The organism is Streptomyces sp. NPDC093260, assembly GCF_040683715.1.
Lineage (GTDB): Bacteria > Actinomycetota > Actinomycetes > Streptomycetales > Streptomycetaceae > Streptomyces > Streptomyces sennicomposti.
Map to the genome: position 1 here is coordinate 135554 of NZ_JBFBEK010000004.1, position 22663 is coordinate 158216.

Consider the following 22663-nt stretch of genomic DNA (forward strand, 5'->3'; position numbering starts at 1 on the left):
ACGAGGAGCCCGAACCAGGAGGAGCACTCACACCCCCTCCCCTCGCGGGGCCGCCGGGGTCCACCCGCCCTTAGTCTCGTAGGTCCGGTCAGTCGGCGAACGGGAACCTTCCAGTGCAACCCTCAGCTGTGTCCGCCGAGTCGGACGCCGCGCCTCCGCACACCCCCGCCCCGGCACGAGCACGGGGCGTGGTGCGGCGGTACCGGGTCGCCCTCCTCGCCACCGCCCTCGCCGTGCCGTTGTACGTCGGGTGGGGGGTGTGGCTGGCGACCGGGGGCGGGGATCTCGCCGCACAGGTGGCATGGGCCGACTTCGTCGGGGCGTATCCCGGGGCGCCGTACAGCCTCTCCTGGTACGGCGGGGTGCATGTCGGCAACTACAGCCTGTTGGCACCACAGTTGATGGCCTTCGGCGGGGTGCGGGCGGTGACCGCCGCCGCCGGGGTCGTCTCCTCGTGGCTCGCCGCGGACCTGTTCGTGCGGTGCGGGGTGCGCAGGCCGCTGCCGCCCGCGCTGCTCGCCGTGCTGACGCTGTGGTGCGATGTGGCCTCGGGGCGGTCCACCTTCGCGGTGGGCGTGGCGTTCGGCCTGGTGGCGTGTCTCGTCCTCGCGGGAGCCGGTCAAGGACTCTTCGTCGCCGGGGTGTTCGCCACGCTGGCGACCCTGGCGAGTCCGGTGGCCGGGCTGTTCCTCGCGGTGGCGGGCGCCGGGTGGCTGCTCGGCCTGCGGGTCGGGAAGGCGGCCGTGCTGTGCGCGCCGCCCGCCCTGGTCGTCGCCCTCACCACGCTGCTGTTCCCGTTCAGCGGCACCATGCCGATGTCGGGCGGCGACGTGTGGCGGCCGGTGCTCTTCGGGGTGCTCCTCGCGCTGCTCGCCCCGCGCCAGTGGCGGGCGCTGCGCGGCGCGGCGGCCGTCTACGCGGCCGGCGTCGTCCTCACCGCGCTGGTCTCCTCACCGGTCGGCTCCAACGTCGTACGCCTCGCCGAGCTGTTCGCCCCGCCGGTGCTGCTCGCCGCGCTGCTGGAGCGCGGGGCGTGGACGGCGCGGCGGGAAGCCCGAGCCGGGCGGGAGACGCGGACCGTACGGCAGGCGGGGCGGGCCGCGCGGCGCCGAGCGGCGCGGGCCGCGCGGACGGTCGCCCTCGGGCTGGCCCTCGCGCTGTCCGTGACGTGGGTGGCGCAGCACGCCGGCCATGTGCTGCGGATGTCCACGCCCGTCCCGGCGTGGGCGGCCGACGCGGACGGGGTGCGTGCCGCGCTCGCCCGGCTCGGGGCCGACCGCGCCCGCGTCGAGGTGGTGCCCGCCGTCGATCACCGCGAGACGACCGTCCTCGGCCCGGACCTGCTCCTCGCGCGCGGCTGGAACCGCCAGTTCGACGTGGCCCGCGGCCCCCTCTTCTACGACGGCTCCTTCTCCCCCACCGCCTACCGTGCCTGGCTCGACCGCTGGGCCGTCGGTTACGTCGTCCTGCCCGACGGCGAGCCGGACTGGGCCGCACGGGACGAGGCGGCGCTCGTCCGCGCCGAGCCCGGGTGGCTGAGCCCCGTGTGGCGGGACGCGCACTGGCGGGTCTACCGGGTGGAGGGCGCCGTCCCGCTGGTGTCGGGCGCGGGCGCGACCGTGGTCCGCGCGGACGCCGCCCACCTCGTCGTACGCACCACCCGCCCCGGCACGGTCACCGTCCGCGTCGCCCCCTCCCCCTGGCTGCGCACCAGCGCGGGCTGCCTGTCCCGCACCGGAACCTGGCCCCGCCTGACCGCACCCGAAGCCGGCGACTACCGCATCACCAGCTCCTACCGGCCCGGCAGCCGGACGAGTTGCTGAGCGTCCCCGGCTACCGGCCCGGGGGCCGGACGAGCCGCTGAGCGTCCCCGTCCTCGCCGCGCGCCGCCACCTCCGGCACCGGTTCCGCCACCGGCCGCGGCGCCCCCACCGCCCGGGGCCCCTGGAGCAGGTACGTGAGCGCGAAGCCCAGCCCCACCACCGTCGCCCCGCCCACCGCGTCCAGTACCCAGTGGTTGGCGGTGCCGATGATCGCGGTGACCGTGAACAGCGGGTGCAGCATGCCGAGTGCCTTCAGCCACGGCCTGGGGGCGACGACGGCGATGACGACGCCGCAGAACAGGGCCCACCCGAAGTGCAGCGAGGGCATCGCGGCGTACTGGTTGGTGACCGCGGTCATCGCGCCGTAGTCGGGGCGGGCGAGGTCCTGGACGCCGTGCACGGTGTCGATGAAGCCGAGGCCGGGCATCAGGCGGGGCGGGGCCAGCGGGTAGAGCCAGAAGCCGAGCAGGCCGATGAGGGTGGCGAAGCCGAGGGCGGTGCGCGCCCAGCGGTAGTCGACCGGGCGGCGGACGTAGAGGACGCCGAGGACGGCCAGCGGGACGATGAAGTGGAACGTCTCGTAGTAGAAGCTCAGGAAGTGGTTCAGCCAGGGGGCGCCCACCACCGCGTGGTTGGTCCAGTGCTCGATGTCGAGGTGCAGGGCGCGCTCGACGGAGTGGATCTGGTGGCCGTGCCGTTCGGCGGTGGCGCGGTCGCCGCGCGCGACCAGGCGGACCTGGGAGTAGGCGGCGTAGGTGACGCGGATGAGGAGGAGTTCGAGCAGGAGGGAGGGGCGGGTGAGGGCCCTGCGCAGGGCCGGGACCAGGGGGACGGCCTTCCAGCGGGCCGGGGCCGGGTCGGCGTACCGGGTCGGGATCGGGCGCCGGTAGTGCTCGTCGGTGCGGGACAGGAAGGGCACGCAGGTGGCGGCGGCGAGCGCGGCCAGCAGGACGACGTTGTCGCGCAGCGGGTTCAGGACCGGTGCGTCGGGCAGCAGCATCTTCGCCGGGAGGGTCATCACGGCGACCACGGCGACCGGCCACAGCAGGCGGTCGGCGGCGCGGCGGCCGACCCGGCCGACGACCGCGACCAGCACCCACAGGAGCTGGTGCTGCCAGGCGGTGGGCGAGACGGCGATCGCCGCGCAGCCGGTGATCGCGACGGCGAGCAGGAGCTGTCCGTCGCGGGCGTGGAGCACGGCCCGGCGCAGGGCGAGGGCCGCGACAGCCGCGCCGAGCGCGAGGTAGAGGCCGATCTCCAGCGGGCCGGTCAGGCCGGCCCGCAGCAGCGCGCCGTGCAGGGACTGGTTGCCGAGGGCGTCGGCGCGGCCGCCGAGGCCGACGCCCGCCATGTGGTGCACCCAGTAGGTGTGGGAGTCGTGCGGGAGGGCGGCCCAGGCGAGCGCGGTGCAGGCGGCGGACGTCACGGCCGTGGAGGCGGCGGCGCGTCTGCGCCGGGTGCACCACAGCAGCGGCGCGAACAGCAGCATCGTGGGCTGGAGGGCGGCGGCGAGGCCGACGAGCGCGCCGCCGGTGCGCTGTCCGCGGACGACGAAGCAGCCGAGCAGGACGAGCAGGACCGGCAGGATGCTGGTCTGGCCGAGCCAGAACGCGTTGCGTACGGGCAGCGACAGCATCAGCAGGCTGATCGCGACGGGAGCGGCGAGCAGGGAGGTGCGTCTGCCGACCGGCTGGGGCAGGGCGCGGGCCGCGATCAGGCCGAGGGCGGCCACCAGCAGCAGGGTGCCGAAGATCCAGCCCCAGCCGAGGGCGTCCTCGGCGGCCTTGGTGAGCGGTTTGAGGACCAGGCCGCTGAACGGGGTCCCGGTGAACCGGGTGGAGTCGTACAGCGAGCCCTTGACGGGCAGGACGCCGCCCGGGCCGACCCAGGTCTCCAGGGCGGTGAGCCGGTCGGCGCGCGGGGTGGTGAGGACGGCGGCGACCTGCCGTGTCGCGAGGACGCCGGCGATCAGCCACAGGCCCAGGCGGGCCGCGTGCAGGCCGGGTCTCGGCGAGGCGGTGGCCGCCGCCCCTCCGAACGCTCCCGTCGGTCCCGAGCTGCGCTCCGCGTCCGCCACGCCCCGTCGGCCTCCCGCCCAGTACGTCCCGCGCGCGGGACTGTTCCGCCCTTGTGAAGCTCGCCGTCCCCCGGGAAGACGCGGGAACCCCCGGCTCCACCTGTCTCGTCTGCCCGGTCTGCGGCCGGACGGCACGCCACCGCGCTCCCGGGGGAGGCGGGGCCCGGGTCCGGCCGGGCGGCAAGTCACCTTTTGTCCGGACGACCATAGACCGTCGGCTGTCCGGTTCCCGCCGCGGGGGGCGACAAGGATCACAACCGGGACCGGTGAGGAACGGCCGGTTCCGGGCAGATGTGCCTGCGTATCCCGCATTTAGGTGCGCTACGCACCGACCTGCGTACGGTACGTTACGGGGCCAACCGGTCGTATGGTCGATTTTCGGCCTGCCCCGTGCGGGCCGTTCTGGTCCGCCGACGGCGTCGCCGCGTGGGCCGTTGTCCCTCTCCCCGTCGAAAGGCAGGCGAGCGAAGCCTTGTCGGTTGCCACCGTCACCGCACCCCGGTCCGTGTCCCTCACCAAGAACCGCCCCGCCCCCACCGTCACCGACCCGGCGCTCGTCAAGCGCGCCGTGAAGGCCGCCGCGCTGGGCAACGCGATGGAGTGGTTCGACTTCGGCGTCTACAGCTACATCGCGGTGACCCTGGGCAAGGTCTTCTTCCCCTCCGGCAACCCGACGGCGCAGCTCCTGTCGACCTTCGGGGCCTTCGCCGCGGCCTTCCTGGTGCGCCCGCTGGGCGGCCTGGTCTTCGGCCCGCTCGGCGACCGGGTCGGCCGGCAGAAGGTCCTGGCCGTCACGATGATCATGATGGCCGCGGGCACCTTCGCGATCGGCCTGATCCCGTCGTACGGCACCATCGGCGTCGGCGCGCCCATCCTGCTGCTGGCCGCGCGGCTGGTGCAGGGCTTCTCCACCGGCGGCGAGTACGCGGGCGCGTCCACCTTCATCGCCGAGTACGCGCCCGACAAGCGGCGCGGCTTCCTCGGCAGCTGGCTGGAGTTCGGCACGCTCGCCGGCTACATCGGCGGCGCGGGCCTGGTGACGTTGATGACGGCGCTGCTGTCCTCGGACGACCTGACGTCCTGGGGCTGGCGCATCCCGTTCCTGGTCGCCGGCCCGATGGGCATCATCGGCCTGTACCTGCGGATGCGCCTCGAGGAGACCCCGGCGTTCGCGGCCGAGGTGGAGAAGGCGGAGGCCGGGCGCACCAAGGTGCCGCTGCGCGAGATGGTCGCGGGCCAGTGGAAGGCGCTGCTGCTCTGCGTCGGCCTGGTGCTGGTCTTCAACGTCACCGACTACATGCTGCTCTCCTACATGCCGAGCTATCTGACCAGCCAGCTGAAGTACGACGAGACGCACGGGCTGCTGGTCGTCCTCGGCGTGATGGCCCTGATGATGATCGTCCAGCCGTTCGCGGGCGCGCTGACCGACCGGGTGGGCCGCCGTCCGGTGATCGCGGCCGGCTGCGCGGGCTTCCTGTTCCTGTCCATCCCGGCGCTGCTGCTGATCCGCCAGGGCAGCCTGGCGGCGGTGGGCCTCGGCATGGCCGCGCTGGGCCTGCTGCTGGTCTGCTTCACGGCGGCGATGCCGGCCGCGCTGCCGGCCCTGTTCCCGACCCGGGTGCGCTACGGCTCCCTGTCGATCGGCTTCAACGTCTCCGTCTCGCTGTTCGGCGGCACCACCCCGCTGGTGGTCACGGCGCTGATCGGCGCGACCGGCAACATGATGATGCCCGCCTACTACATGATGGCCGCCTCCCTGGTCGGCGGCGCGGCGGTGTGGTTCATGAGCGAGTCGGCGGGCCGCCCGCTGCCGGGCTCGGCGCCCTCCGTGGAGCGGTAGTACCCGCTGAGCGCATGCGCGCCCCGGCCGTCCTGGTGACGGTCGGGGCGCTCTGTCGTGCGGGGGGACGGTGGCGGGAATCCACTCCCCGTGCTCGCGTGTCGGGCTAGTATTCGTTAGCGCAACTAGTTAGCGCCTCTAACTAGCTATCCGAAAGGCTTGATGCATGAGCGACCCGCGGCTCTGGAACGACGTCGACGCCTACTTCTCCGCCCTGCTGTCCCCGGAGGACGAGGCCCTTCGGGCCGCCCGGCGCGACAGCGACGCGGAGGGCCTGCCCCCCATCAGCGTCACCGCCGCCCAGGGCAAGCTCCTCCAGCTCCTCGCCCGCCTCCAGGGCGCCCGCAGCATCCTGGAGATCGGCACGCTCGGCGGCTACAGCACCATCTGGCTGGCCCGCGCGCTGCCCGAGGACGGCCGCCTGATCACCCTGGAGTACGACGCGCACCACGCCGACGTCGCCCGCCGCAACCTCGCGCACGCCGGACTCGACCGGATCGTCCAGGTCCTGGTCGGCCCCGCGCTGGAGACGCTGCCGAAGCTCGCCGACGAGAACCCGCCGCCCTTCGACCTCGTCTTCATCGACGCCGACAAGGTCAACAACCCGCACTACGTCGAGTGGGCGCTGCGCCTGACCCGCACCGGCAGCCTGATCGTCCTGGACAACGTCGTACGCGGCGGCGAGGTCACCGACGCGACCAGCACCGACCCCGGCGTCCGCGGCACCCGGGCCGCCCTGGAGCTGATCGCCGAGCACCCCCGGCTGGACGGCACCGCCCTCCAGACCGTGGACAGCAAGGGCTACGACGGCTTCGCGCTGGCCCGCGTACTGGACTGAGCCGACCGCCGGGCCCCTGGACCTTCCGACGGGCCCAGCGTCTTCCGTTCGGATCGGGCCGGATAAGGCGCCGGGGCCCGCGAGCCCGGCACGATCCGAACGAGAGGCCCTAGACCTCGTGGTAGAAGCCCACGTTCACACTGCGCGGGCTGGTGCGGTCCTGGACGACGATCTCGCCCGCGCCGCCCCTCGGCAGGGGCGCCGCGCCGCCGTAGGGCAGCGCCCGGCCGGGCTCGCCGGCCAGCACCAGCCGGACCTCGGAGGACGGGTCCGGCTGGGAGCCGCGCAGCCAGGTCACCTGCCACGTCCCGTCCGGCCCGCACCGGAACTCCAGGTGGACCCGGGAGACGAACAGCCAGTCCTCGGGCGTCGCCAGCCGGCACACGGACCGGTCCCGGCCCACCCGCAGCACGGCGCCCGCCTCGCTGGGCGCGTCGGCCATCAGCATGCCGGCCGTCGCGTCCGCCTCCGTCCCGGAGACGGAGGCCATCGTGAGTTCGAGCACGTGCGCTCCTCGTGTGTCGGGGCGCGCCCGGACCGCCGCCGCCGCGTGCCCGGCCGTCCGGCCGCGTCAACGCCGCCTGCGGCGCGCCTGATTGGCGCACCGCGCGGCATGATAAATCGCCCGGCCACGGCCTGTCCGGCACAATGGACTCATGACCGAGCGAAAGCCACCCGGTGTTCCGTTCGAGTCCTGGGTCGAGAAGGAGATCCGCGACGCACAGGGACGGGGCGACTTCGACCGGTTGCCGGGGGCGGGCAAGCCACTGCCGGACGACACGACGTACGACGAACTGTGGTGGGTCAAGCGGAAGATGGCCCGCGAGGGCCTGTCCGCCCTGCTGCCGCCGACCCTCGCCCTGCGCAAGGAGGCCGAGGACGCCCTCGCGGCGGCCTACGCGGCCCCCTCGGAACCGGTCGTGCGCCGGATCATCGCGGAGATCAACACCAAGATCCTCGACATGATGCTCAAACCGCCGCCCGGCCCCCCGCTCGGCCTCAAGCGGTACGACGTCGAGGAGGTCGTCCGCGAGTGGCGTGCTCGGCGGGAGGGCCGGACGGCGGCGGAGTAGCGCTGCGTCCCGCTGTGTACAGCTGCCGGGTCAGTGGTCGGTGCGGGTGCGGCCGTCGTCCGCGTGGGCGGCGGCGTCGGCGCGCGTGGGGGCGGAGCCGACCGCGGCGCGCTGCCGGTTCTTGTCGCCGTGCCCGGCGCCCAGCAGCTCGTCGAACAGCTCACGGGCCTCCAGCAGGGCGGCACGCAGCTCCTCCGTGTCGCCACCGGTCCCGTCCTGGCCGGTGGTCAGCGCGGCGTGGTGGATACGCCGGTAGCCGTGGACGTGGTGCCCGTGGTGCACGGACAGCGCGGCCAGCTGCTCCTCGTACTGCCCGCCGTCCGGGAAGCCGAGCGCCCCGGCCACGTCGGCCACCAGCGCGTCCGCCTCGGTCACCGCCTCGCGCGGCGAGTCGACGAAGTGCTCCTGCACGGCCGCCCAGCGCGCCTCGAACCGCTCCCGCTCGGCCGGCTCCAGCGGCCGCACGCGCAGGTCGCCGTGGCGTTCCACCCGGGCGGCGAGTTCGCGTTCGGCGGCCTTGGTGTCGCCGTCGTGCCGGGCCACGGTCCGGTCGTACTCGGGACCGAAACGCCGCTTCAGGTTCTGCCCGCCGGGCCGGTTGCGGGCCCGTGCGGCGAGGACGGCCGCCACCACGGCGACGACCGCGACGATCACGATCAGAGCAATGATCAGGCCTGTGGACATGGCTGCCTTCCGGATGTGTCGGCCCAACCGGCCGGTTCTTCCATCGGGTTGCCCGCGAAACGGCCGACAAACGGGCTCCCCCGGCCGCTTATTCGGTTGCGGGCCGGGCCGTCCCGCCGCCGACAATGCGCGCATGCCCTCCCTCACCACGTCCTGGTCCGTGACCCCGGAGCCGTACGACTCGCCCGTCGCCCGCGCCCTGTGGCGGGCGTACTACACCGAGGTCAGCGACCGCTGGTACCTGCTGCACGAGGGGCGCCGTACCGACCCCGCCGAGCTGGAGCGGGAGATCGCCGCCGCCACCGGCGCCGAACTCGCCCCGCCCACCGGCCGGTTGCTGGTCGGCCGGTACGGGGGCACGCCGGCCGGCACGGCGGGCGTACGGCTGCTGGACGCGGCCACCGCCGAGCTGACCCGGGTCTACGTGGCCGAGCGGGCGCGCGGCAGGGGCGGCGCGGCGCTGCTCGTCGGCGCGGCCGAGGACGCCGCCCGCACGCTCGGCGCCCGGCGGATCGTCCTGGACACCCGCAGCGACCTGGTCGAGGCCCGCGCCCTGTACGCCCGGCTCGGTTACGCGGAGACCGCGCCGCACAACGACAGCCGGTACGCCGAGCACTGGTTCGCCAAGTCCCTGGCGTGACCGCCCCGTCCGACGGCCGCGCTCAGGGCAGCCGGGTCACCGACCGCTCGTCGTGCGGGTGCTCCGCCGCCGAGCCGCACAGCTCCCCGGTCAGCTCGTGCACCAGCCGTACGAGGTCGGAGGTGCCCTCGCGGCCCCACCAGTCGCCGAGGAGTTCGGCGAGCGACTCCTCGCGGGCCTGCGACAGCCGCCGGGCGACCTCGCGGCCCTGGTCGGTGAGGATCAGATCGAGTCCGTGCCGCTCGGCCAGCCGCCGTTCCTCGACCTGGCGGGCGGCCTCCAGGATGACGTGCAGCGGGACGGGCACCCGCTCGGCCAGCAGGGCGGGTTCCACCCAGCCGTACTTGTTGATCCGCAGCACCAGCCAGCTCGCCGCGGGCAGCAGGTCGTAGCCCGCCCGGGCGGTGATCCGCCGGTAGACCTCGCGCCGCCCCTCGCGGGTGCCCAGCAGGGACAGGGCGCGGGCGACCTCGTCGTGCGAGGATCGCTCGACGGGGTTGGTGACGTAGGTCTCCGTCACATCGGGCGCGGTGACCGAGCCGCGCAGCCGGTCCTCCTTCAGGAACCAGGACAGCAGGAAGGCGAGCAGGGCGACCGGGGCGGCGTAGAGGAAGACGTCGGTGATGGCGGAGGCGTACGCGTGCAGGGCGGCCGGCCGCAGCGCGGACGGCAGGGCGCCGATGCCGCGCGGATCGGACTTCAGGGCGTCCGTGGAGACGCCCGGCGGCAGCGCGGCGCCCCTGAAGGCGGCGGTCAGCTTGTCGGCCAGGCGGCCGGCGAAGACCGTGCCGAAGATCGCCACGCCGAAGGAGGCGCCGATGGACCGGAAGAAGGTAGCGCCGGAGGTGGCCACGCCCAGGTCCTCGTAGCCGACGGCGTTCTGCACGATGAGGACCAGCACCTGCATGACCAGGCCGAGACCGAGGCCGAAGACGAAGAAGTAGCCGCTCATCTCGGCGGTGGAGCTGTGCTCGTCCAGGCGGTGCAGCAGGAGCAGGCCGACGGTGGTGACGGCGGTGCCGGCGACCGGGAACACCTTCCAGCGGCCGGTGCGGCTGACGATCTGCCCGGAGCCGGTGGAGGCCAGCAGCATGCCGGCCACCATCGGCAGCATGTGCACGCCGGACAGGGTCGGCGAGATGCCGTGGACGACCTGGAGGAAGGTCGGCAGGTAGGTCATGGCGCCGAACATCGCGAAGCCGACGATGAAGCTGATGACCGCGGAGAGCGAGAAGGTGCGGATGCGGAACAGCTTGAGCGGCAGCACCGGTTCGACCGCCCGGCGCTCCACCGCGACGAACGCCACCGCGAGCACCACGCCCAGCACCGCGAGCCCGATGATCTGCGGCGATCCCCAGCCCCAGGTGGTGCCGCCGAGCGAGGCGACCAGCACCAGGCAGGTGGCGACGGAGGCGATCAGCAGAGTGCCGAGGTAGTCGATGACGTGGTGCTGCGCCTTGCGCGGGATGTGCAGGGCGGCGGCGATCACGGCGAGCGCGACCACACCGACGGGCAGGTTGACGTAGAAGACCCAGCGCCAGCTGAGGTGCTCGGTGAACAGGCCGCCGAGCAGCGGGCCGAGGACGCTGGTCGCGCCGAACACCGCGCCGAACAGACCCTGGTAGCGGCCGCGTTCGCGGGGCGAGACGACATCGCCGACGATCGCCATCGACAGCACCATCAGACCGCCGCCGCCCAGGCCCTGCAACGCCCGGAACGCGATCAGCTGGGGCATGTCCTGCGCCATCCCGCACAGTGCCGAGCCGATCAGGAAGATCACGATCGCGGTCTGGAAGAGCTTCTTGCGGCCGTACTGGTCGCCGAGCTTGCCCCACAGCGGGGTCGCGGCGGTGGACGCCAGGAGGTAGGCGGTGACCACCCAGGACAGGTGCTCCAGACCGCCGAGGTCGCTGACGATGGTGGGCAGCGCGGTGGAGACGATCGTCTGGTCCAGGGCGGCCAGCAGCATGCCGAGGAGCAGGGCGCCGATGGAGACGAGCACGTTGCCGGACACGTGCTCGGACTCCGGGGTGCCGGGGCCGTACGGGGAGCCGGGCACGGGCGAGTCACCGCCGGCGCCGGGCGCGGCGTCGCCGTCCGGGGGACTCAGCGGATCGCCGGGCCCGTCCCCGAACGGCTCGCCCGTCGTGCCCGTCCTGCCGGCCCTGCCGTCCTCATCCCCGGCCATGGAGACCTCCCGACGCTTCTCGTGACGACTTCCATCGTCATCGGTGTGTCCCGTTATGGCCTGTCGAGTCCACCCGGAAGCCGCCATTCCGGGGGCTTCGGGGAGACGGTGTGGAGAGAATCTGCATAATCCTTGGAGTTCGGACGGGAGGGGACGGACGCGTGGAAGAGCCGAACGGGCACGTCTGCCCGCAGTGCGGTGCGCCCCGGGCCGCGGACAACTCCCCCTCGTGCGCCTGCGCCCGCCGCACGGCCGACGCCCTCCGCGACACCCGTACAGCCGAGGCGGCGGCAGCGGAGGACTTCGGCCCCCTGCGGATACGCCCGTACGTGGACTTCGAGGGCGGCGAGGCGGGCGGGGCGGGTACGGGGGGTTCCCGCGGGGCGGCTGAGAGCGGTGCGGCGGCCGGGACGGACGGGGTGGCCGGGGCCGCCGGGACTGACCGGACGGCGGCTGGACCCGTCGGGGCCGGAGGGGCCGCCGTGACCGGAGTACCGGGGCCCGCGCCCGCGCGGCCGGGCGTCGCCGCCGACGCCGCCGAGACGCGGCCCGTGCCCGCCGTCGAGCTGACGATGCCGCTGCGGGAGGCCGCGCCGCCGCCCGGAGGCGCCGCCCCCTCCGCACCGCGGGCGGGGGAACCGGGACCCGTCGGCCTCAGCCTCTTCGACTCCGCGCACGACGGCCCGCCCACCGCGGCGACGCCGTGGCCCGCGGACGGCGGTCCGAAGGACGCGCCGCGCCGACGGCGGCGGCGACCGGCCGCCCTGCTCGCCGTCTCGGCGGCCGCGGTCGTGGTCGTCGCGGCGGCCGGATACGCGAGCGGCCTCTTCTCCTACGAGTCCCCGGCACGGGACGACGCCTCGGCGCACGAGGTCCGGGAGAGCATCCCGGACGTCCCGCCGTCCACGGCGCCCTCCTCCGCCCCGGCGGCCCCCGTCGCACCCTCCGCGCCGTCGGCGTCCCCCTCGGCGAGTCCGTCGCCGTCCACCAGCCCGAGCCCGTCCCGGTCCGCCTCGCCCTCGGCGACGGCCTCCCCGTCACCGTCCGCGTCGACGAGCCCCACGGGAACGCGGCCCACCGCGCCCACCCCGAGCGGGACGACCGGGAAGCCCTCCGCCCCGGCGCAGCTCGGCCCGGTCCTCCAGCGCGGCGACCACGGCTCGGAGGTCGCCGAACTCCAGTCGCGCCTGGCAAAGCTGTACCTGTACACGGGTCCCGTGAACGGCGACTACGACCGCCGGGTCGAGGACTCCGTGCGCGTCTACCAGTGGTCCCGGGGCACCACCTCGGACGGCCTCGGCGTCTACGGCCCGGCCACCCGGGCGAGCCTGGAATCGGAGACCTGAGGCCGGGCGCCCCGGGGCGCCCGTCGCGGTCAGCCCACGTGCAGCCGGACCGTGCCGTCCGCGGCCGGCTCGACCCGTACCCGGGTCAGGTCGGGGACCACCGCGTCGGGGCGGTGGTACGCGGCGCGCGGCCCGATGCCGACGACCCGCATCCCCGCGGCGCGCCCCGCCGCGATCCCCGCGCCGGAGTCCTCGAAGACCACGCAGTCGGCGGGGGCGACGCCGAGTTCGGCGGCGCCCTTGAGGAACCCCTCGGGGTCGGGCTTGCTCGCGCCGACGGACTCCGCGGTGACCCGCACGTCCGGCAGGGGCAGCCCCGCCGCGGCCATACGCGCCGTGGACAGGCCGACGTCCGCCGAGGTCACGAGCGCGTGCGGCACACCGCGCAGCGCGGCCAGGAACTCGGGCGCGCCGGGCACCGGCACCACGCCGTCCATGTCGGAGGTCTCCTCGGCGAGCATGCGCGCGTTCTCGGCGTGGTTCTGCTCGGCCGGCCGGTGCGGCAGCAGCAGCGCCATCGAGGCGTGGCCCTGGCGGCCGTGGACGACCTTCATCACCTCGTCGCCGTCGAGGCCGTGCCGGTCGGCCCAGCGCCGCCAGATCCGCTCGACGACGGCGTTCGAATCGACGAGGGTGCCGTCCATGTCCAGCAGAAGGGCGCGGGCGGTGAACACGGCGGTGGCCGTCATCGGCAGACTCCAGGACGGGCGGACGGGCGCACGGGTGCGGCCCGCGGGGACAAGGTGGCTCCGCCCGCCGGTCAGGGGAAACGGGCGGAGGCCACTTTGTTCCTCCACGGTACAAAACAAGTCGGGCATCCCGCCACCGCCCCACCCGCACTTCACCGACTGTTCAGCTCGGCCGGGCGGAAACGAAGGGGGACCCCGCGCCGCGCCGCGCTCCGGTCCACCACGAAACCGCAGGTCGGCAGGGTACCGACCCGGCGAGAGGGCCACGACCCGCCATCCGTCCCCCCGACCGGCCCGACCAGGCCCGATCCGGTGCGCCCCCATCCGCCCCGGCCCGGACCCTCCTGCCCCGCCCCGCCTCAGGCGACCGCCTCCCAGAGGCTCCACACGCCGAGGGCCAGCATCAGGACGGCGGCGATCTTGGTGATCAGGCCCAGCGGAACCTTCCGCATCAGTGCCTTGCCGCCCACGATGCCCAGCCCCGCGACCGCCCACAGGGCCAGCACCGCGCCGACGCCGACGGAGATCGGGTCGTCGTAGCGGGCGGCGAGGTTGGCGGTCATGATCTGGGTGAGGTCGCCGAACTCGGCGACCAGGATGAGCATGAACCCGGTCCCGGCGACCTTCCAGAAGGACTGGTCCTCCGGCCGCCGGATCTCCTCCTCGCCGTCGTCCTTCCTGAACAGCAGCACCGCCGCTCCGCCGAGGAACAGCACACCGGTCAGGGCGTGCACGAGCCGCTGCGGCAGCAGGGTGAGCGCGCTGCCCGCCGCCACGGCCAGTACCACGTGCAGCAGGAAGGCGGCGGCGACGCCGGCGAAGACGTACGAGGCGCGGTAGCGGGTGCCGAGGACGAGCCCGGCCAGGGCCGTCTTGTCCGGCAGCTCGGCGAGGAAGACGACGCCGAAGACGAGCGCCAGGACGCTGAGACTGATCACTGTTCCTCAATCGGTCGGGCTGCCCCACCGAGAGTGCTGCGGCTCTGCGCGAAGACGCCTCGGCGAGGCAGCACACGGTCAGTCCCGTGCCGTACGCACGGGCGTGCACTGCTTGCCGAAGGTCTCGCCGGCCGACCCGGTCAGTGATCCGGGCCTGCCTCCGGGCGCCGGCTCAGGTGAGCTGAGCAGTATGTCGACGGTCCGGCGAGGGGCTACTCCCCTTCTGCGCCGCCCATCGTACGGGACGGAAAGTTCAGCCGTACACCTTGTCCTGTCATGGACGCGTCACTAACTTCTCACCGAGCGCACACCGCCACGCAACACGGTGCCGCGAGCATTCCCCCTGCCCGCGCCCGATATCCCGACCCCACAAGGGAGTTCACATGTTCCGCAGGTCCCGGTTCTACGCGCGTCGACGACTGGCCACCCTCGCCGCCCTCCTCGGACTGACCGCCTCCATAGCCCTGCTCCAGTCCCCCACCGCCTCCGCCGCGCTGCCCACCCCGGTCAGCGCCGCCACCGCCCGGACCTACCTGGCCTCGCTCACCGTGGCCGCCGAGGACCGCACCGGCTACAGCCGCGACCTGTTCCCGCACTGGATCACCATCAGCGGCAGCTGCAACACCCGCGAGACGGTCCTCAAGCGGGACGGCTCCAACGTCACCACCGACTCCTCCTGTGCGGCCACGAGCGGCAGCTGGTACTCGCCCTACGACGGCGCGACCTGGACCGCCGCCTCCGACCTGGACATCGACCACCTCGTGCCGCTGGCCGAGGCCTGGGACTCCGGGGCGAGCAAGTGGACCACCGCGCAGCGCCAGGCCTTCGCCAACGACCTGACCCGCCCGCAGCTCATCGCCGTCACCGACAACGTCAACCAGGCCAAGGGCGACCAGGACCCGGCGACCTGGATGCCGTCCCGGACGGCGTACCGGTGCACGTACGTCCGCGCCTGGGTGCAGGTGAAGTACTACTACGACCTCTCGGTGGACTCCGCCGAGAAGAGCGCGCTCCAGAACTACCTCGCGAGCTGCTGACCGCACCTCGCGGGCACCCCGTACAACGCCCGACGCACCGTCCCCCTGCCCGTCGGCCGCCCCGCGCGGCCGGCGGGCAGGCTGCGTTGAGCCACCGCCCGCCGGGCCCGGAACCGGCGGCCGGTGGTCCGCGGACCGGTGCACGGCACACCCACCGCACAGCCGGTCGGCGCAGCCGTCCTTCGCTGCGGCCCGGGCGCAGGCGGCACGGGGTGCCGGGGGCGGCCGAAGCCGTAGCGGAAGCGGGGTCCGGGCGGCGGCGGGGCGGTCGGACCGGCCGGTGGTGCGGCCCGGTTTCCCACTGTTCGTCCAGGTGGTGAGCGCTCTACACACTTCCGCTCAAACGCGTCGTACCCCCGCATACGGACCCGCAAGCGGAACCTCGGTTATGGCCAGATGTTGAACTTGCAAGCAGAACTTAGGGTCACCTATCCTCGGTCATCCATTCGGATCCGTCCCCCACGCCGGCCACCCCTGTCCCACTTCTCCCCTCCGGGCCGGCCTGACCGAAGGAGCACCCTGATGACCGGCCTGACCGGACGTCTTCACACCACCCAGCCATACGCTCTCGGCCTGTTCCGCATCGTCGTCGGACTGCTGTTCGCCTGCCATGGCGCGGCCTCGCTGTTCGGCGTGCTCGGCGGCGCCGCAGGAACCGACGGCGGCACCCTCCCGGCCGGCAGCTGGCCGGGCTGGTACGCGGCCCTGATCCAGCTGGTCGGCGGCGCCCTGGTGCTGCTCGGCCTGGGCACCCGGGGCGCGGCGCTCATCGCCTCGGGCTCCATGGCGTACGCCTACTTCGACGTGCACCAGAAGGCGGCGCTGTGGCCGATCGAGAACGGCGGCGAGCCGTCGGCGCTCTACTGCTGGGCGTTCCTGCTGCTGGTCTTCACCGGCTCGGGCGCGTTCGGCCTGGACTCGCTGTTCGCGCGGCGCTCGGCGCAGCGGGAGCGGTCGGCCGCCGAGCAGACGCCGGTGGCCGCCTGAGTCCCGTCCGCCGGGCGGCCGGACCCACCCGGCCGCCCGGCGGTGGCCCGTGCCCCGCGCCCGGTCGCCCGGCGCGGGGCACGACCGCGTCCGGCGGTACGGAACCGCGCGACCGCACCCGGTGCATCCCCTGTCACACCGGCGGCGTACGCTGTATGGCTGTTCACAGGCCGCCCCTGCCGCTCCCCCGCGACGTCGCGGCACGATCCGGTCCACGGGGGAGTCGACAGGGAGTTCGGGTGCTGGAGAGTGTGGCGAGGGTGGGGGCGCTCACCGGCACTCCATGGATCTATGCCGTGGTGGCCCTGTCGGTACTGCTCGACGTCTTCCTGCCCGTGCTGCCGAGCGGAGTGCTGATCGTCACGGCGGCCACGGCCGCCGCGGCCGGTTCCGGCGCCGCCACGGGGCACGTCCCGCACGACGTGCCGGACATCCTGGCGCTGACACTGTGCGCCGCCACCGCCTCGGTGCTCGGCGACCTCGTCGCCTACCGGGTGGCCTGGCGCGGCGGGGAACGGCTGGACCGCGCGATCGCCCGCTCCCGCCGGCTCAGCACCGCGCAGGAACGACTCGGCGTGGCCCTCGCCCGGGGCGGCGGCGCGCTGGTGGTCATCGCCCGGTTCGCACCGGCCGGCCGCTCGGTCGTCTCCTTCAGCGCCGGGGCCGCCCGCCGCCGGGTGCGCGAGTTCCTCCCCTGGTCCGCGCTGGCCGGGCTGTCCTGGGCCGCCTACAGCGTCGCCCTCGGCTACTTCGGCACCCGCTGGCTGGGCGCCGCCTGGCTGGCGACGGGAGTGTCGGTGGCGGCCCTGTTCGCGGCGGGCGCGGGGGCGGCGTACCTGATGCGACGCACGCCGCGCCGCTCCGAGGCGTCGTAGCGGCGCGGGCTGGTCGCGTCGCGTGCGCGGTGCGCCACGCGGCGTCGTGAGACGCCCGGCTTCGCGTGGTCGCCCCGGCCTCGCACCCCGTACGCCCCCTACCCCGCGCCGCGCGCCGCCTGTCCCCGTACCTCCAGGTCCGCGAGCAGGTCCTCGGTCGCCGCCGCGATCGCCTCGACCGCGCGGTCGAAGACCTCGCGGTTGTGCGCGGCGGGGGCCCGGAAGCCCGAGACCTTGCGGACGTACTGCAACGCGGCGGCCCTGATCTCCTCCTCGGTCGCCTCCTCGGGCAACGCGGGCGGGCGCAGTGTCCTGATGCTCCGGCACATGCCCCAAGTGTCCCCACCGGAGGCCGCCAGGACCAGCCCCGCCCGGCCCGCCGTCCCGCTCCGCACCGCTCAGCGATCTCGAACACACGAACCCATCGCATCGACTCGCGACCCAAAATCGAACAGGCGTAGCATTGCGGCGTGGCTAAGCCCTATGACTTCCCGAGTGACCTCCTGGCCGGCCAGGAGGAACTGCATCAGGTCCGGGCCGAGCTGTCGGCCCTGCTCAAACGTCTGCCCTGGTCGGTGGAGCCGCTGGACGGCTTCAGCGACGACGGCGGCTGGCGCAAGGTGGAGCGCCCGGCCTCCCCCGGGTGGACCGCCGACGAGCAGGCCGAGGTCGAGAAGCTCCGTCGCCGCGAGCACGAACTCGCGGTGTTCGTCACCACCCACCGGTACTGGGCGGAGTTCACCGGCCCGGACCGCGTCGAGGCCCGCAGCCGGCTCAAACTCGCCTGCGACCAGGCCCCGGCGGCCCCCTCGGGAGAGGAAGCGGACACATGATCTACCACGTGGTGCCGTCGGCCGAGTGGCAGGCCGGACCCGAGCGACCGTACGCGCCCGCCTCCCTCGCCGAGGAGGGTTTCGTGCACTGTTCACCCGACGAGGCGACCACGCTCGCCGTCGTGAACGCCTTCTACCGCGGCGCGCCCCGGCCGCTGCTGGCGCTGGTGATCGACGAGGCCCGGCTCACCGCCCGGCTGGAGTGGGAGACGGCGCATCCGGCCCCGCCGCCGGGCGCGCCCGCGGACGCGCTGTTCCCGCACGTCCACGGGCCGATCGACCGGTCCGCCGTCGTCCAGGTCAAGGAGGTGGCCTTCGACGCGGAGGGGCGGGCGACGGGTTTGCGGGACACTCCCCCCGGCAAGGTAGGCTGTCCACTCGTCCCGGGTGCGTAGCTCAGGGGTAGAGCGCCTGCCTTACAAGCAGGATGTCGGCGGTTCGAAACCGTCCGCGCCCACCGATCGGCGGCCCACGCGCCGCGGCGCACGATCAGGCCCAGGTCACCGGCACCGCCCGGAGACCTGGGCCTTCGTCGTGTCCGGCGCCCTTCCCGGCAGCCGCCAACTCCGCGCCGCGCGGGACACGGTGGGCGCGCGCACCCCGGTCGCGTCCCGCACGGGCGTACGGCGAACTGATCGGCCCGTGTGTTCGTCCTGTACAGGTGGGAGAATGAACACCACGCAGGGCGGACCACGGGAGAGTGATGTGAGGGCCACACCGGCGGCACGGGCGACACCGGCGACACCTCGGCGGCCGCACGCGCCGGATCGGCGGCCCCGGCCGGCCGCGGACCCCGGACGGCCCCGTACCGCCCCCGCGTTGCCCGCCGCCGCGCGGGACGTCCTCACCCTGGCCGCGCTGCCGCTGCTGGCCGCGCTCGCGCTGCCCGCCGCCTTCGCCGGGGGCGGCACCCGCCGCTGGTTCGGCGGGCGGGCCGAGAGCCAGCGGGCCGAGGCGCAGGCGGCGAAGGACGCGGCCGCCGCCGCGTTCTACGAACTGGACACCGCCCAGCGCGATCTGCGGATCTCGATGGAGACCATCACCGCCGTGGACGACTCGCCCGCGGCGCGGCGCGCGGTCGCCGACTTCGAGGCGCTGGGCCGGCGGGTGGACGAGGCGAGCGGGCGCTACATCACGGCCGTCGACGCGCAGGACCTGGACCGGGACGACCTGGAGGCGGCCGCCGCCGCCCGGGCGCGCACCGACCTGGTCGCCGCCAAGGACGAACTGCTGAACGTCAGACGGGAGCTGGATCGTTTCGCCACGGGACTCGGGCCGCTGCTCGGCAAGGCGGAGACCCAGCTGGCCCGGCTCGCGCCGGCCGTGGAGCGGGCCCGGCAGGCCCTGCTGGCCGCGAGCAACGCCCTGGACGCCGTACGCGCCTCGGGCCTGCGGGCCGACGATCTGGCCGCCCGGCTCGCCGCGCTCTCCCCGGAACTGACGAAACTGAACCAGGGCGCGGGACAGCACGGCGTGCAGCCGACGCTGGAGCGGGCCGAGCGGGTGGCGCGGGAGGCGTCGGCGATCGCGACCGAGGCCGGGCGGCTGCCGGAGCGGGCCGCCGAGATCGACCGCCGGCTGGTGTCGCTGCGCACCCGTGCACAGGCGCTGACCACCCGGGCCGGACAGGTGGAGCCGGTGCTCAGCGAGTTGCGCCGCCGCTTCACGGCCGCCTGCTGGCAGGACCTCCAGCCGGTGCCGCGGCAGGCCGGGGAGAACGTGCGCCAGGCCGAGCTGAAGCTGAAGGACGCGCAGGCGGCGCGCGACGCGCAGCGCTGGCCGGACGCGACGGCGCTGCTTGCGACCGTGCGGGCGCTGCTGAACGCCACTGACGAGGCGGTGTCGGCCGCCGGTGACCGGCTGGCCCGGCTGAACGCGGTGCAGAAGGACCCGCAGGGGGAGATCGAGAAGACCCGGTTCGCGATCCGGGACGCGCAGCGGCTGGCCATGACGGGCCGTACGACGCCGGACCCGCGGCACGCCCGCCCGCTGGACGAGGCGGTGGCCCGGCTGGAGCGGGCCGTGGAGTCGCTCACGGGCCGCCACCCGGACTACTGGCACTTCCTGACGGAGACCGAGGCGGTCCGCTCGGCCGTGGCCCGGGTGGTGGCGCAGATCCGCGAGGAACGGGGAGCCGGTCACTGAGGCCCGGCCCCCGCCCCGAGGGGACGCCTGATCAGGTGCGGTAGGCGTAGTAGTACGCGGTCGGGTACGACGCGATGAGGCTCGCCACCGACCGGTTGTAGGTGTTGGTGGAGTGGTACGACACGTACGGCACGCCCTGCGGGCTGCGGTAGGTGACGATCATCGAGTGGTCCTTGGACCCGTCCCGGTTGAAGTCCATCTGCAGCACGTCGCCGACGTCCAGCTGGTAGACGTAGGGCAGGCTGGTGACGCGCTTGGAGGACAGCGCGAACCAGGAGAACTCGTTGACGCCGACGAACGAGTCCGACTGGATGTCCGCGGTGCCGAACCACTTGTGGAAGTCGTACGTGTAGCCCGGGACGTGCTTCCAGCCGCCCGCCTTCAGCGCCTGGCTGACGAAGTTGGTGCAGTCGCCGCCGGCCCCCTGACCGTTGTAGTCGGGGTAGTCGGGGTTGTACTTGCTCCAGTACTTCTGCGCGTACGCGGCCATGGCCTTGTAGTCGTACGTGCCGGAAGTGAGGTTCTTCTTGTTGGCCGGCGCGCTCTTCGCGGTGGAGGCGCGGGGCGCGTCCGGCGGGTTGTCGTCGTCGGCGGCGGCCTTGACGGCCGGGGCCGGCGCGGCGACCTGGTTGACGGCGACGCCGTCGTCGGTGTCGCGGATGCCGGTGAGCTGCCAGTTGCCGTGCTTGTCGGCCTGGAACGTCAGCTCGTGGTGGGCCTGGAAGCCGGTGGTCTTCGGCTCGGTGCCCTTGACCTTCTCGTAGGTCAGCGTCGTGTTCTCGGTGACGGCGACCTTGGCGTTGCGGCCCTTGACCTGGGTGGCGTCCAGCGTGACGCTCGTGGCGCCGGCGCTGTACTTCTCGCCCAGCTGCTCCAGGCGGTCCTTGCGGCCGCGCAGCTGGGTCAGCGCGGAGTCCTCGTAGCGGGACTGCGTCCCGGAGACGCGGACCTTGCCGGAGAAGCGGCCGGACAGCCGCTCGTGCTGCCCCTTCTTCCCCTGCTTGCCGCCCTTGTCGTCCACCAGGGCCTGGGTGCGGTCGGTGAAGACCGCGTCGGCCAGCTTCTGGAAGGTGGCCTTGGTGGCGGCGTCCACCGTCGGGTCGTCGGTGACCGCCGCGCCCGCGCTCCAGTTGGGCACCAGGGCCACGCCGGCGACCACCGAGGCCGCGGCGGCCGTGACTATGGCGGTGCGCCGCCGCTTACGGCTCAGTTTTCTCGACTTCAATGATGTTCCCCTCTACGCCGGTACTGCTACCGGGAAGTCGCATCTTCGCACGACTTTGGAGGCGGTTGTGAAGAGGGTTGCACAAGTGGAACCAAGCGGTTACGGGGGTCACTTGACCACCGAGGACCAGTCCGGGGACTGCGCCGGGTCCAGCCCCCGCAAGGCCTGCAGCGTCTCCGGTTTCTGCACGTCCATCCAGTCCGCCAGCTCCTTGAACGACACGCACTTGACGCCCTTCTTGGTGCAGACGTTCTTGATGACCTGGTCGATGGCCTTCATGTAGATGCCGCCGTTCCAGTCCTCGAAGTGGTTGCCGACGAACAGCGGGGCGCGGCTGCCGTAGTAGGCGCGGTTGAAGCCGGCCATGTAGGAGTCGACCGTCTGCTGCTGCCACAGCGGGTACTTGGCGGGGTCGCCCTTGGTCTCGCCGTCGGACTGGTTGTAGAGGAAGTTGAAGTCCATGGACAGGCCCTGGTACTTGCCGCTCTCGTACGGCAGCATCTCCAGTGGGAAGTCCCAGACGCCGTTCTTCTTGGTGGGCCAGATCTGGAAGTCGCCGGGCGAGGAGGCGTCGTAGCGCCAGCCGTAGCTCTTGATGGCCTTCAGCAGGTTGGGCTGGCCCTCCAGGCAGGGCGCGCGGCCGCCGGTGACCTCCTTCCTGAAGTCGAAGGGCAGCGGCGCGATGTCCTTGAAGCCGGTGTTGGTCTTCCAGTTCTCCACGAACGAGAAGAACTGGTCGATCTCGCTCTTCCACTCCTCGACGCTCCAGTCGCCGCCGCCCTTGGTGCCGCAGAAGTGGCCGTTGAAGTGGGTGCCGATCTCGTTGCCCTGGTCGTAGGCGAGGCGGAGCTGTTCGAGGGTGTCGCGGATGTGCTCGTCGGTGGCGTAGTCGATGGCCGCGTCGCCCGGGTTGTGCATCGGCGGGTGGTACTGGGACTTCTTGTCCTTGGGCAGCAGGTAGATGCCCGTGAGGAAGAAGGTCATGTGGGCGTTGTACTCCTTGGCCAGCTCCCGGTAGTGCGAGAACAGGTGGTCGCTGCCCTCCAGGGCGCCGTCCCAGGAGAACACCACGAACTGCGGGGGCTTCTCGCCCGGCTTGAGCGGCACCGGCTTCAACTCGCCCTTCTGCGGGCCGGTGTAGGAGGTGGAGCCGTCGCCGAGCACCTTCGTCCTGCCGTCCCACTCCGGTTCCTTCGTCTCCGTGGGCGAGGGGGCCGCGTCGCCGCCCTTGTTGCCGGCGGACGCGGTCGGCGTCGTGGAGTCGGGCCGGGTCAGCGCCAGGAAGCCCGCCACCACGGAGGCCACGACCAGCAGGGCCGCCAGGGTCAGGAACTGCGGGCGGGTGGGGCGGCGGCGCGCGGGCGCCTTGCGGCGGCGGCCGGGTGAGGACTTCATGGGCGGCTCGTTTCGCGAGGGGTCTGCTGG

General features: G+C 73.6%; 21 protein-coding genes and 1 tRNA gene. 13 read left to right on the forward strand and 9 right to left on the reverse strand.

Features of this window, described 5'->3' with window-relative positions; translation table 11 throughout:
- Nucleotides 1–188 precede the first annotated feature (188 nt).
- Nucleotides 189–1823 carry a hypothetical protein gene (locus AB0N63_RS06730; RefSeq protein WP_365525652.1) on the forward strand — a complete coding sequence of 545 codons (1635 nt, stop codon included), beginning with the start codon at nt 189–191 and terminating at the stop codon, nt 1821–1823.
- Nucleotides 1824–1833: 10 nt separating this feature from the next.
- On the opposite strand, the gene AB0N63_RS06735 is transcribed toward AB0N63_RS06730, so the two are convergent.
- Nucleotides 1834–3900: a bifunctional glycosyltransferase 87/phosphatase PAP2 family protein gene (locus AB0N63_RS06735; RefSeq protein ID WP_365525087.1), complete on the reverse strand. Its 2067-nt coding sequence runs from the start codon at nt 3898–3900 to the stop codon at nt 1834–1836.
- A gap of 472 nt (nt 3901–4372) precedes the next feature.
- Here AB0N63_RS06735 and proP point away from each other — a divergent pair, with 472 nt between their 5' ends.
- Nucleotides 4373–5740 (forward strand): glycine betaine/L-proline transporter ProP, encoded by a 1368-nt coding sequence (proP, locus tag AB0N63_RS06740; protein ID WP_365525090.1) that lies wholly within the window; start codon nt 4373–4375, stop codon nt 5738–5740.
- Between the two features lie 166 nt (nt 5741–5906).
- Nucleotides 5907–6578: an O-methyltransferase gene (locus AB0N63_RS06745; RefSeq protein WP_365525092.1), complete on the forward strand. Its 672-nt coding sequence runs from the start codon at nt 5907–5909 to the stop codon at nt 6576–6578.
- A 109-nt stretch (nt 6579–6687) separates the two neighbouring features.
- Here AB0N63_RS06745 and AB0N63_RS06750 read toward each other — a convergent pair whose 3' ends face one another.
- The gene (locus AB0N63_RS06750; RefSeq protein WP_365525095.1) at nt 6688–7083 is read right to left on the reverse strand and encodes a hypothetical protein; all 396 of its coding nucleotides are present in this window, start codon (nt 7081–7083) and stop codon (nt 6688–6690) included.
- A 151-nt stretch (nt 7084–7234) separates the two neighbouring features.
- Between AB0N63_RS06750 and AB0N63_RS06755 the strand changes: the two genes are divergently transcribed.
- Nucleotides 7235–7651 (forward strand): DUF1992 domain-containing protein, encoded by a 417-nt coding sequence (locus AB0N63_RS06755; RefSeq protein ID WP_365525097.1) that lies wholly within the window; start codon nt 7235–7237, stop codon nt 7649–7651.
- A gap of 30 nt (nt 7652–7681) precedes the next feature.
- Here the strand turns inward: AB0N63_RS06755 and AB0N63_RS06760 are convergent, their stop codons facing one another.
- Nucleotides 7682–8335 carry a hypothetical protein gene (locus AB0N63_RS06760; protein WP_365525099.1) on the reverse strand — a complete coding sequence of 218 codons (654 nt, stop codon included), beginning with the start codon at nt 8333–8335 and terminating at the stop codon, nt 7682–7684.
- A gap of 133 nt (nt 8336–8468) precedes the next feature.
- Here AB0N63_RS06760 and AB0N63_RS06765 point away from each other — a divergent pair, with 133 nt between their 5' ends.
- Complete coding sequence (locus tag AB0N63_RS06765) at nt 8469–8975, forward strand: GNAT family N-acetyltransferase (protein WP_365525101.1); 507 nt, start codon at nt 8469–8471, stop codon at nt 8973–8975.
- 22 nt (nt 8976–8997) lie between these two features.
- On the opposite strand, the gene AB0N63_RS06770 is transcribed toward AB0N63_RS06765, so the two are convergent.
- Nucleotides 8998–11163, reverse strand: a complete 2166-nt coding sequence (locus AB0N63_RS06770; protein ID WP_365525104.1) for an MDR family MFS transporter — start codon at nt 11161–11163, stop codon at nt 8998–9000.
- 482 nt (nt 11164–11645) lie between these two features.
- Between AB0N63_RS06770 and AB0N63_RS06775 the strand changes: the two genes are divergently transcribed.
- On the forward strand, nt 11646–12509 hold the full coding sequence (locus AB0N63_RS06775) for a peptidoglycan-binding domain-containing protein (protein WP_365525106.1): 864 nt from the start codon (nt 11646–11648) through the stop codon (nt 12507–12509).
- Nucleotides 12510–12538: 29 nt separating this feature from the next.
- Here AB0N63_RS06775 and AB0N63_RS06780 read toward each other — a convergent pair whose 3' ends face one another.
- Both AB0N63_RS06780 and AB0N63_RS06785 read right to left on the reverse strand, forming a co-directional pair.
- Nucleotides 12539–13198: an HAD-IA family hydrolase gene (locus AB0N63_RS06780; RefSeq protein WP_365525108.1), complete on the reverse strand. Its 660-nt coding sequence runs from the start codon at nt 13196–13198 to the stop codon at nt 12539–12541.
- A gap of 359 nt (nt 13199–13557) precedes the next feature.
- Nucleotides 13558–14136 (reverse strand): TMEM165/GDT1 family protein, encoded by a 579-nt coding sequence (locus AB0N63_RS06785; protein ID WP_365525111.1) that lies wholly within the window; start codon nt 14134–14136, stop codon nt 13558–13560.
- Between the two features lie 383 nt (nt 14137–14519).
- Between AB0N63_RS06785 and AB0N63_RS06790 the strand changes: the two genes are divergently transcribed.
- The 3 genes from AB0N63_RS06790 (at nt 14520) to AB0N63_RS06800 (ending at nt 17035) form a co-directional block, all read left to right on the forward strand.
- Nucleotides 14520–15173 carry an HNH endonuclease family protein gene (locus AB0N63_RS06790; protein WP_365525114.1) on the forward strand — a complete coding sequence of 218 codons (654 nt, stop codon included), beginning with the start codon at nt 14520–14522 and terminating at the stop codon, nt 15171–15173.
- A gap of 531 nt (nt 15174–15704) precedes the next feature.
- Nucleotides 15705–16160, forward strand: a complete 456-nt coding sequence (locus AB0N63_RS06795; RefSeq protein WP_365525655.1) for a DoxX family protein — start codon at nt 15705–15707, stop codon at nt 16158–16160.
- Nucleotides 16161–16399: 239 nt separating this feature from the next.
- Nucleotides 16400–17035 carry a VTT domain-containing protein gene (locus AB0N63_RS06800; protein ID WP_365525116.1) on the forward strand — a complete coding sequence of 212 codons (636 nt, stop codon included), beginning with the start codon at nt 16400–16402 and terminating at the stop codon, nt 17033–17035.
- A 98-nt stretch (nt 17036–17133) separates the two neighbouring features.
- Here AB0N63_RS06800 and AB0N63_RS06805 read toward each other — a convergent pair whose 3' ends face one another.
- On the reverse strand, nt 17134–17364 hold the full coding sequence (locus AB0N63_RS06805; protein ID WP_365525119.1) for a DUF2277 domain-containing protein: 231 nt from the start codon (nt 17362–17364) through the stop codon (nt 17134–17136).
- A 141-nt stretch (nt 17365–17505) separates the two neighbouring features.
- Here AB0N63_RS06805 and AB0N63_RS06810 point away from each other — a divergent pair, with 141 nt between their 5' ends.
- The 4 genes from AB0N63_RS06810 (at nt 17506) to AB0N63_RS06825 (ending at nt 20013) form a co-directional block, all read left to right on the forward strand.
- Nucleotides 17506–17868, forward strand: coding sequence for a hypothetical protein (locus tag AB0N63_RS06810; protein WP_365525121.1), 363 nt, complete (start codon nt 17506–17508; stop codon nt 17866–17868).
- The gene (locus tag AB0N63_RS06815; RefSeq protein WP_365525124.1) at nt 17865–18263 is read left to right on the forward strand and encodes a DUF952 domain-containing protein; all 399 of its coding nucleotides are present in this window, start codon (nt 17865–17867) and stop codon (nt 18261–18263) included. The genes AB0N63_RS06810 and AB0N63_RS06815 overlap by 4 nt, the downstream gene beginning before the upstream one ends.
- Nucleotides 18254–18325, forward strand: a tRNA-Val gene (locus AB0N63_RS06820). Before AB0N63_RS06815 ends, AB0N63_RS06820 begins: the two co-directional genes overlap by 10 nt.
- Before the next feature lie 362 nt (nt 18326–18687).
- Nucleotides 18688–20013: a hypothetical protein gene (locus AB0N63_RS06825; RefSeq protein WP_365525126.1), complete on the forward strand. Its 1326-nt coding sequence runs from the start codon at nt 18688–18690 to the stop codon at nt 20011–20013.
- A gap of 31 nt (nt 20014–20044) precedes the next feature.
- Here AB0N63_RS06825 and AB0N63_RS06830 read toward each other — a convergent pair whose 3' ends face one another.
- Both AB0N63_RS06830 and AB0N63_RS06835 read right to left on the reverse strand, forming a co-directional pair.
- Complete coding sequence (locus AB0N63_RS06830; RefSeq protein ID WP_365525658.1) at nt 20045–21172, reverse strand: amidase domain-containing protein; 1128 nt, start codon at nt 21170–21172, stop codon at nt 20045–20047.
- A gap of 174 nt (nt 21173–21346) precedes the next feature.
- Nucleotides 21347–22633, reverse strand: a complete 1287-nt coding sequence (locus AB0N63_RS06835) for a hypothetical protein (protein WP_365525129.1) — start codon at nt 22631–22633, stop codon at nt 21347–21349.
- Nucleotides 22634–22663: the final 30 nt, after the last annotated feature.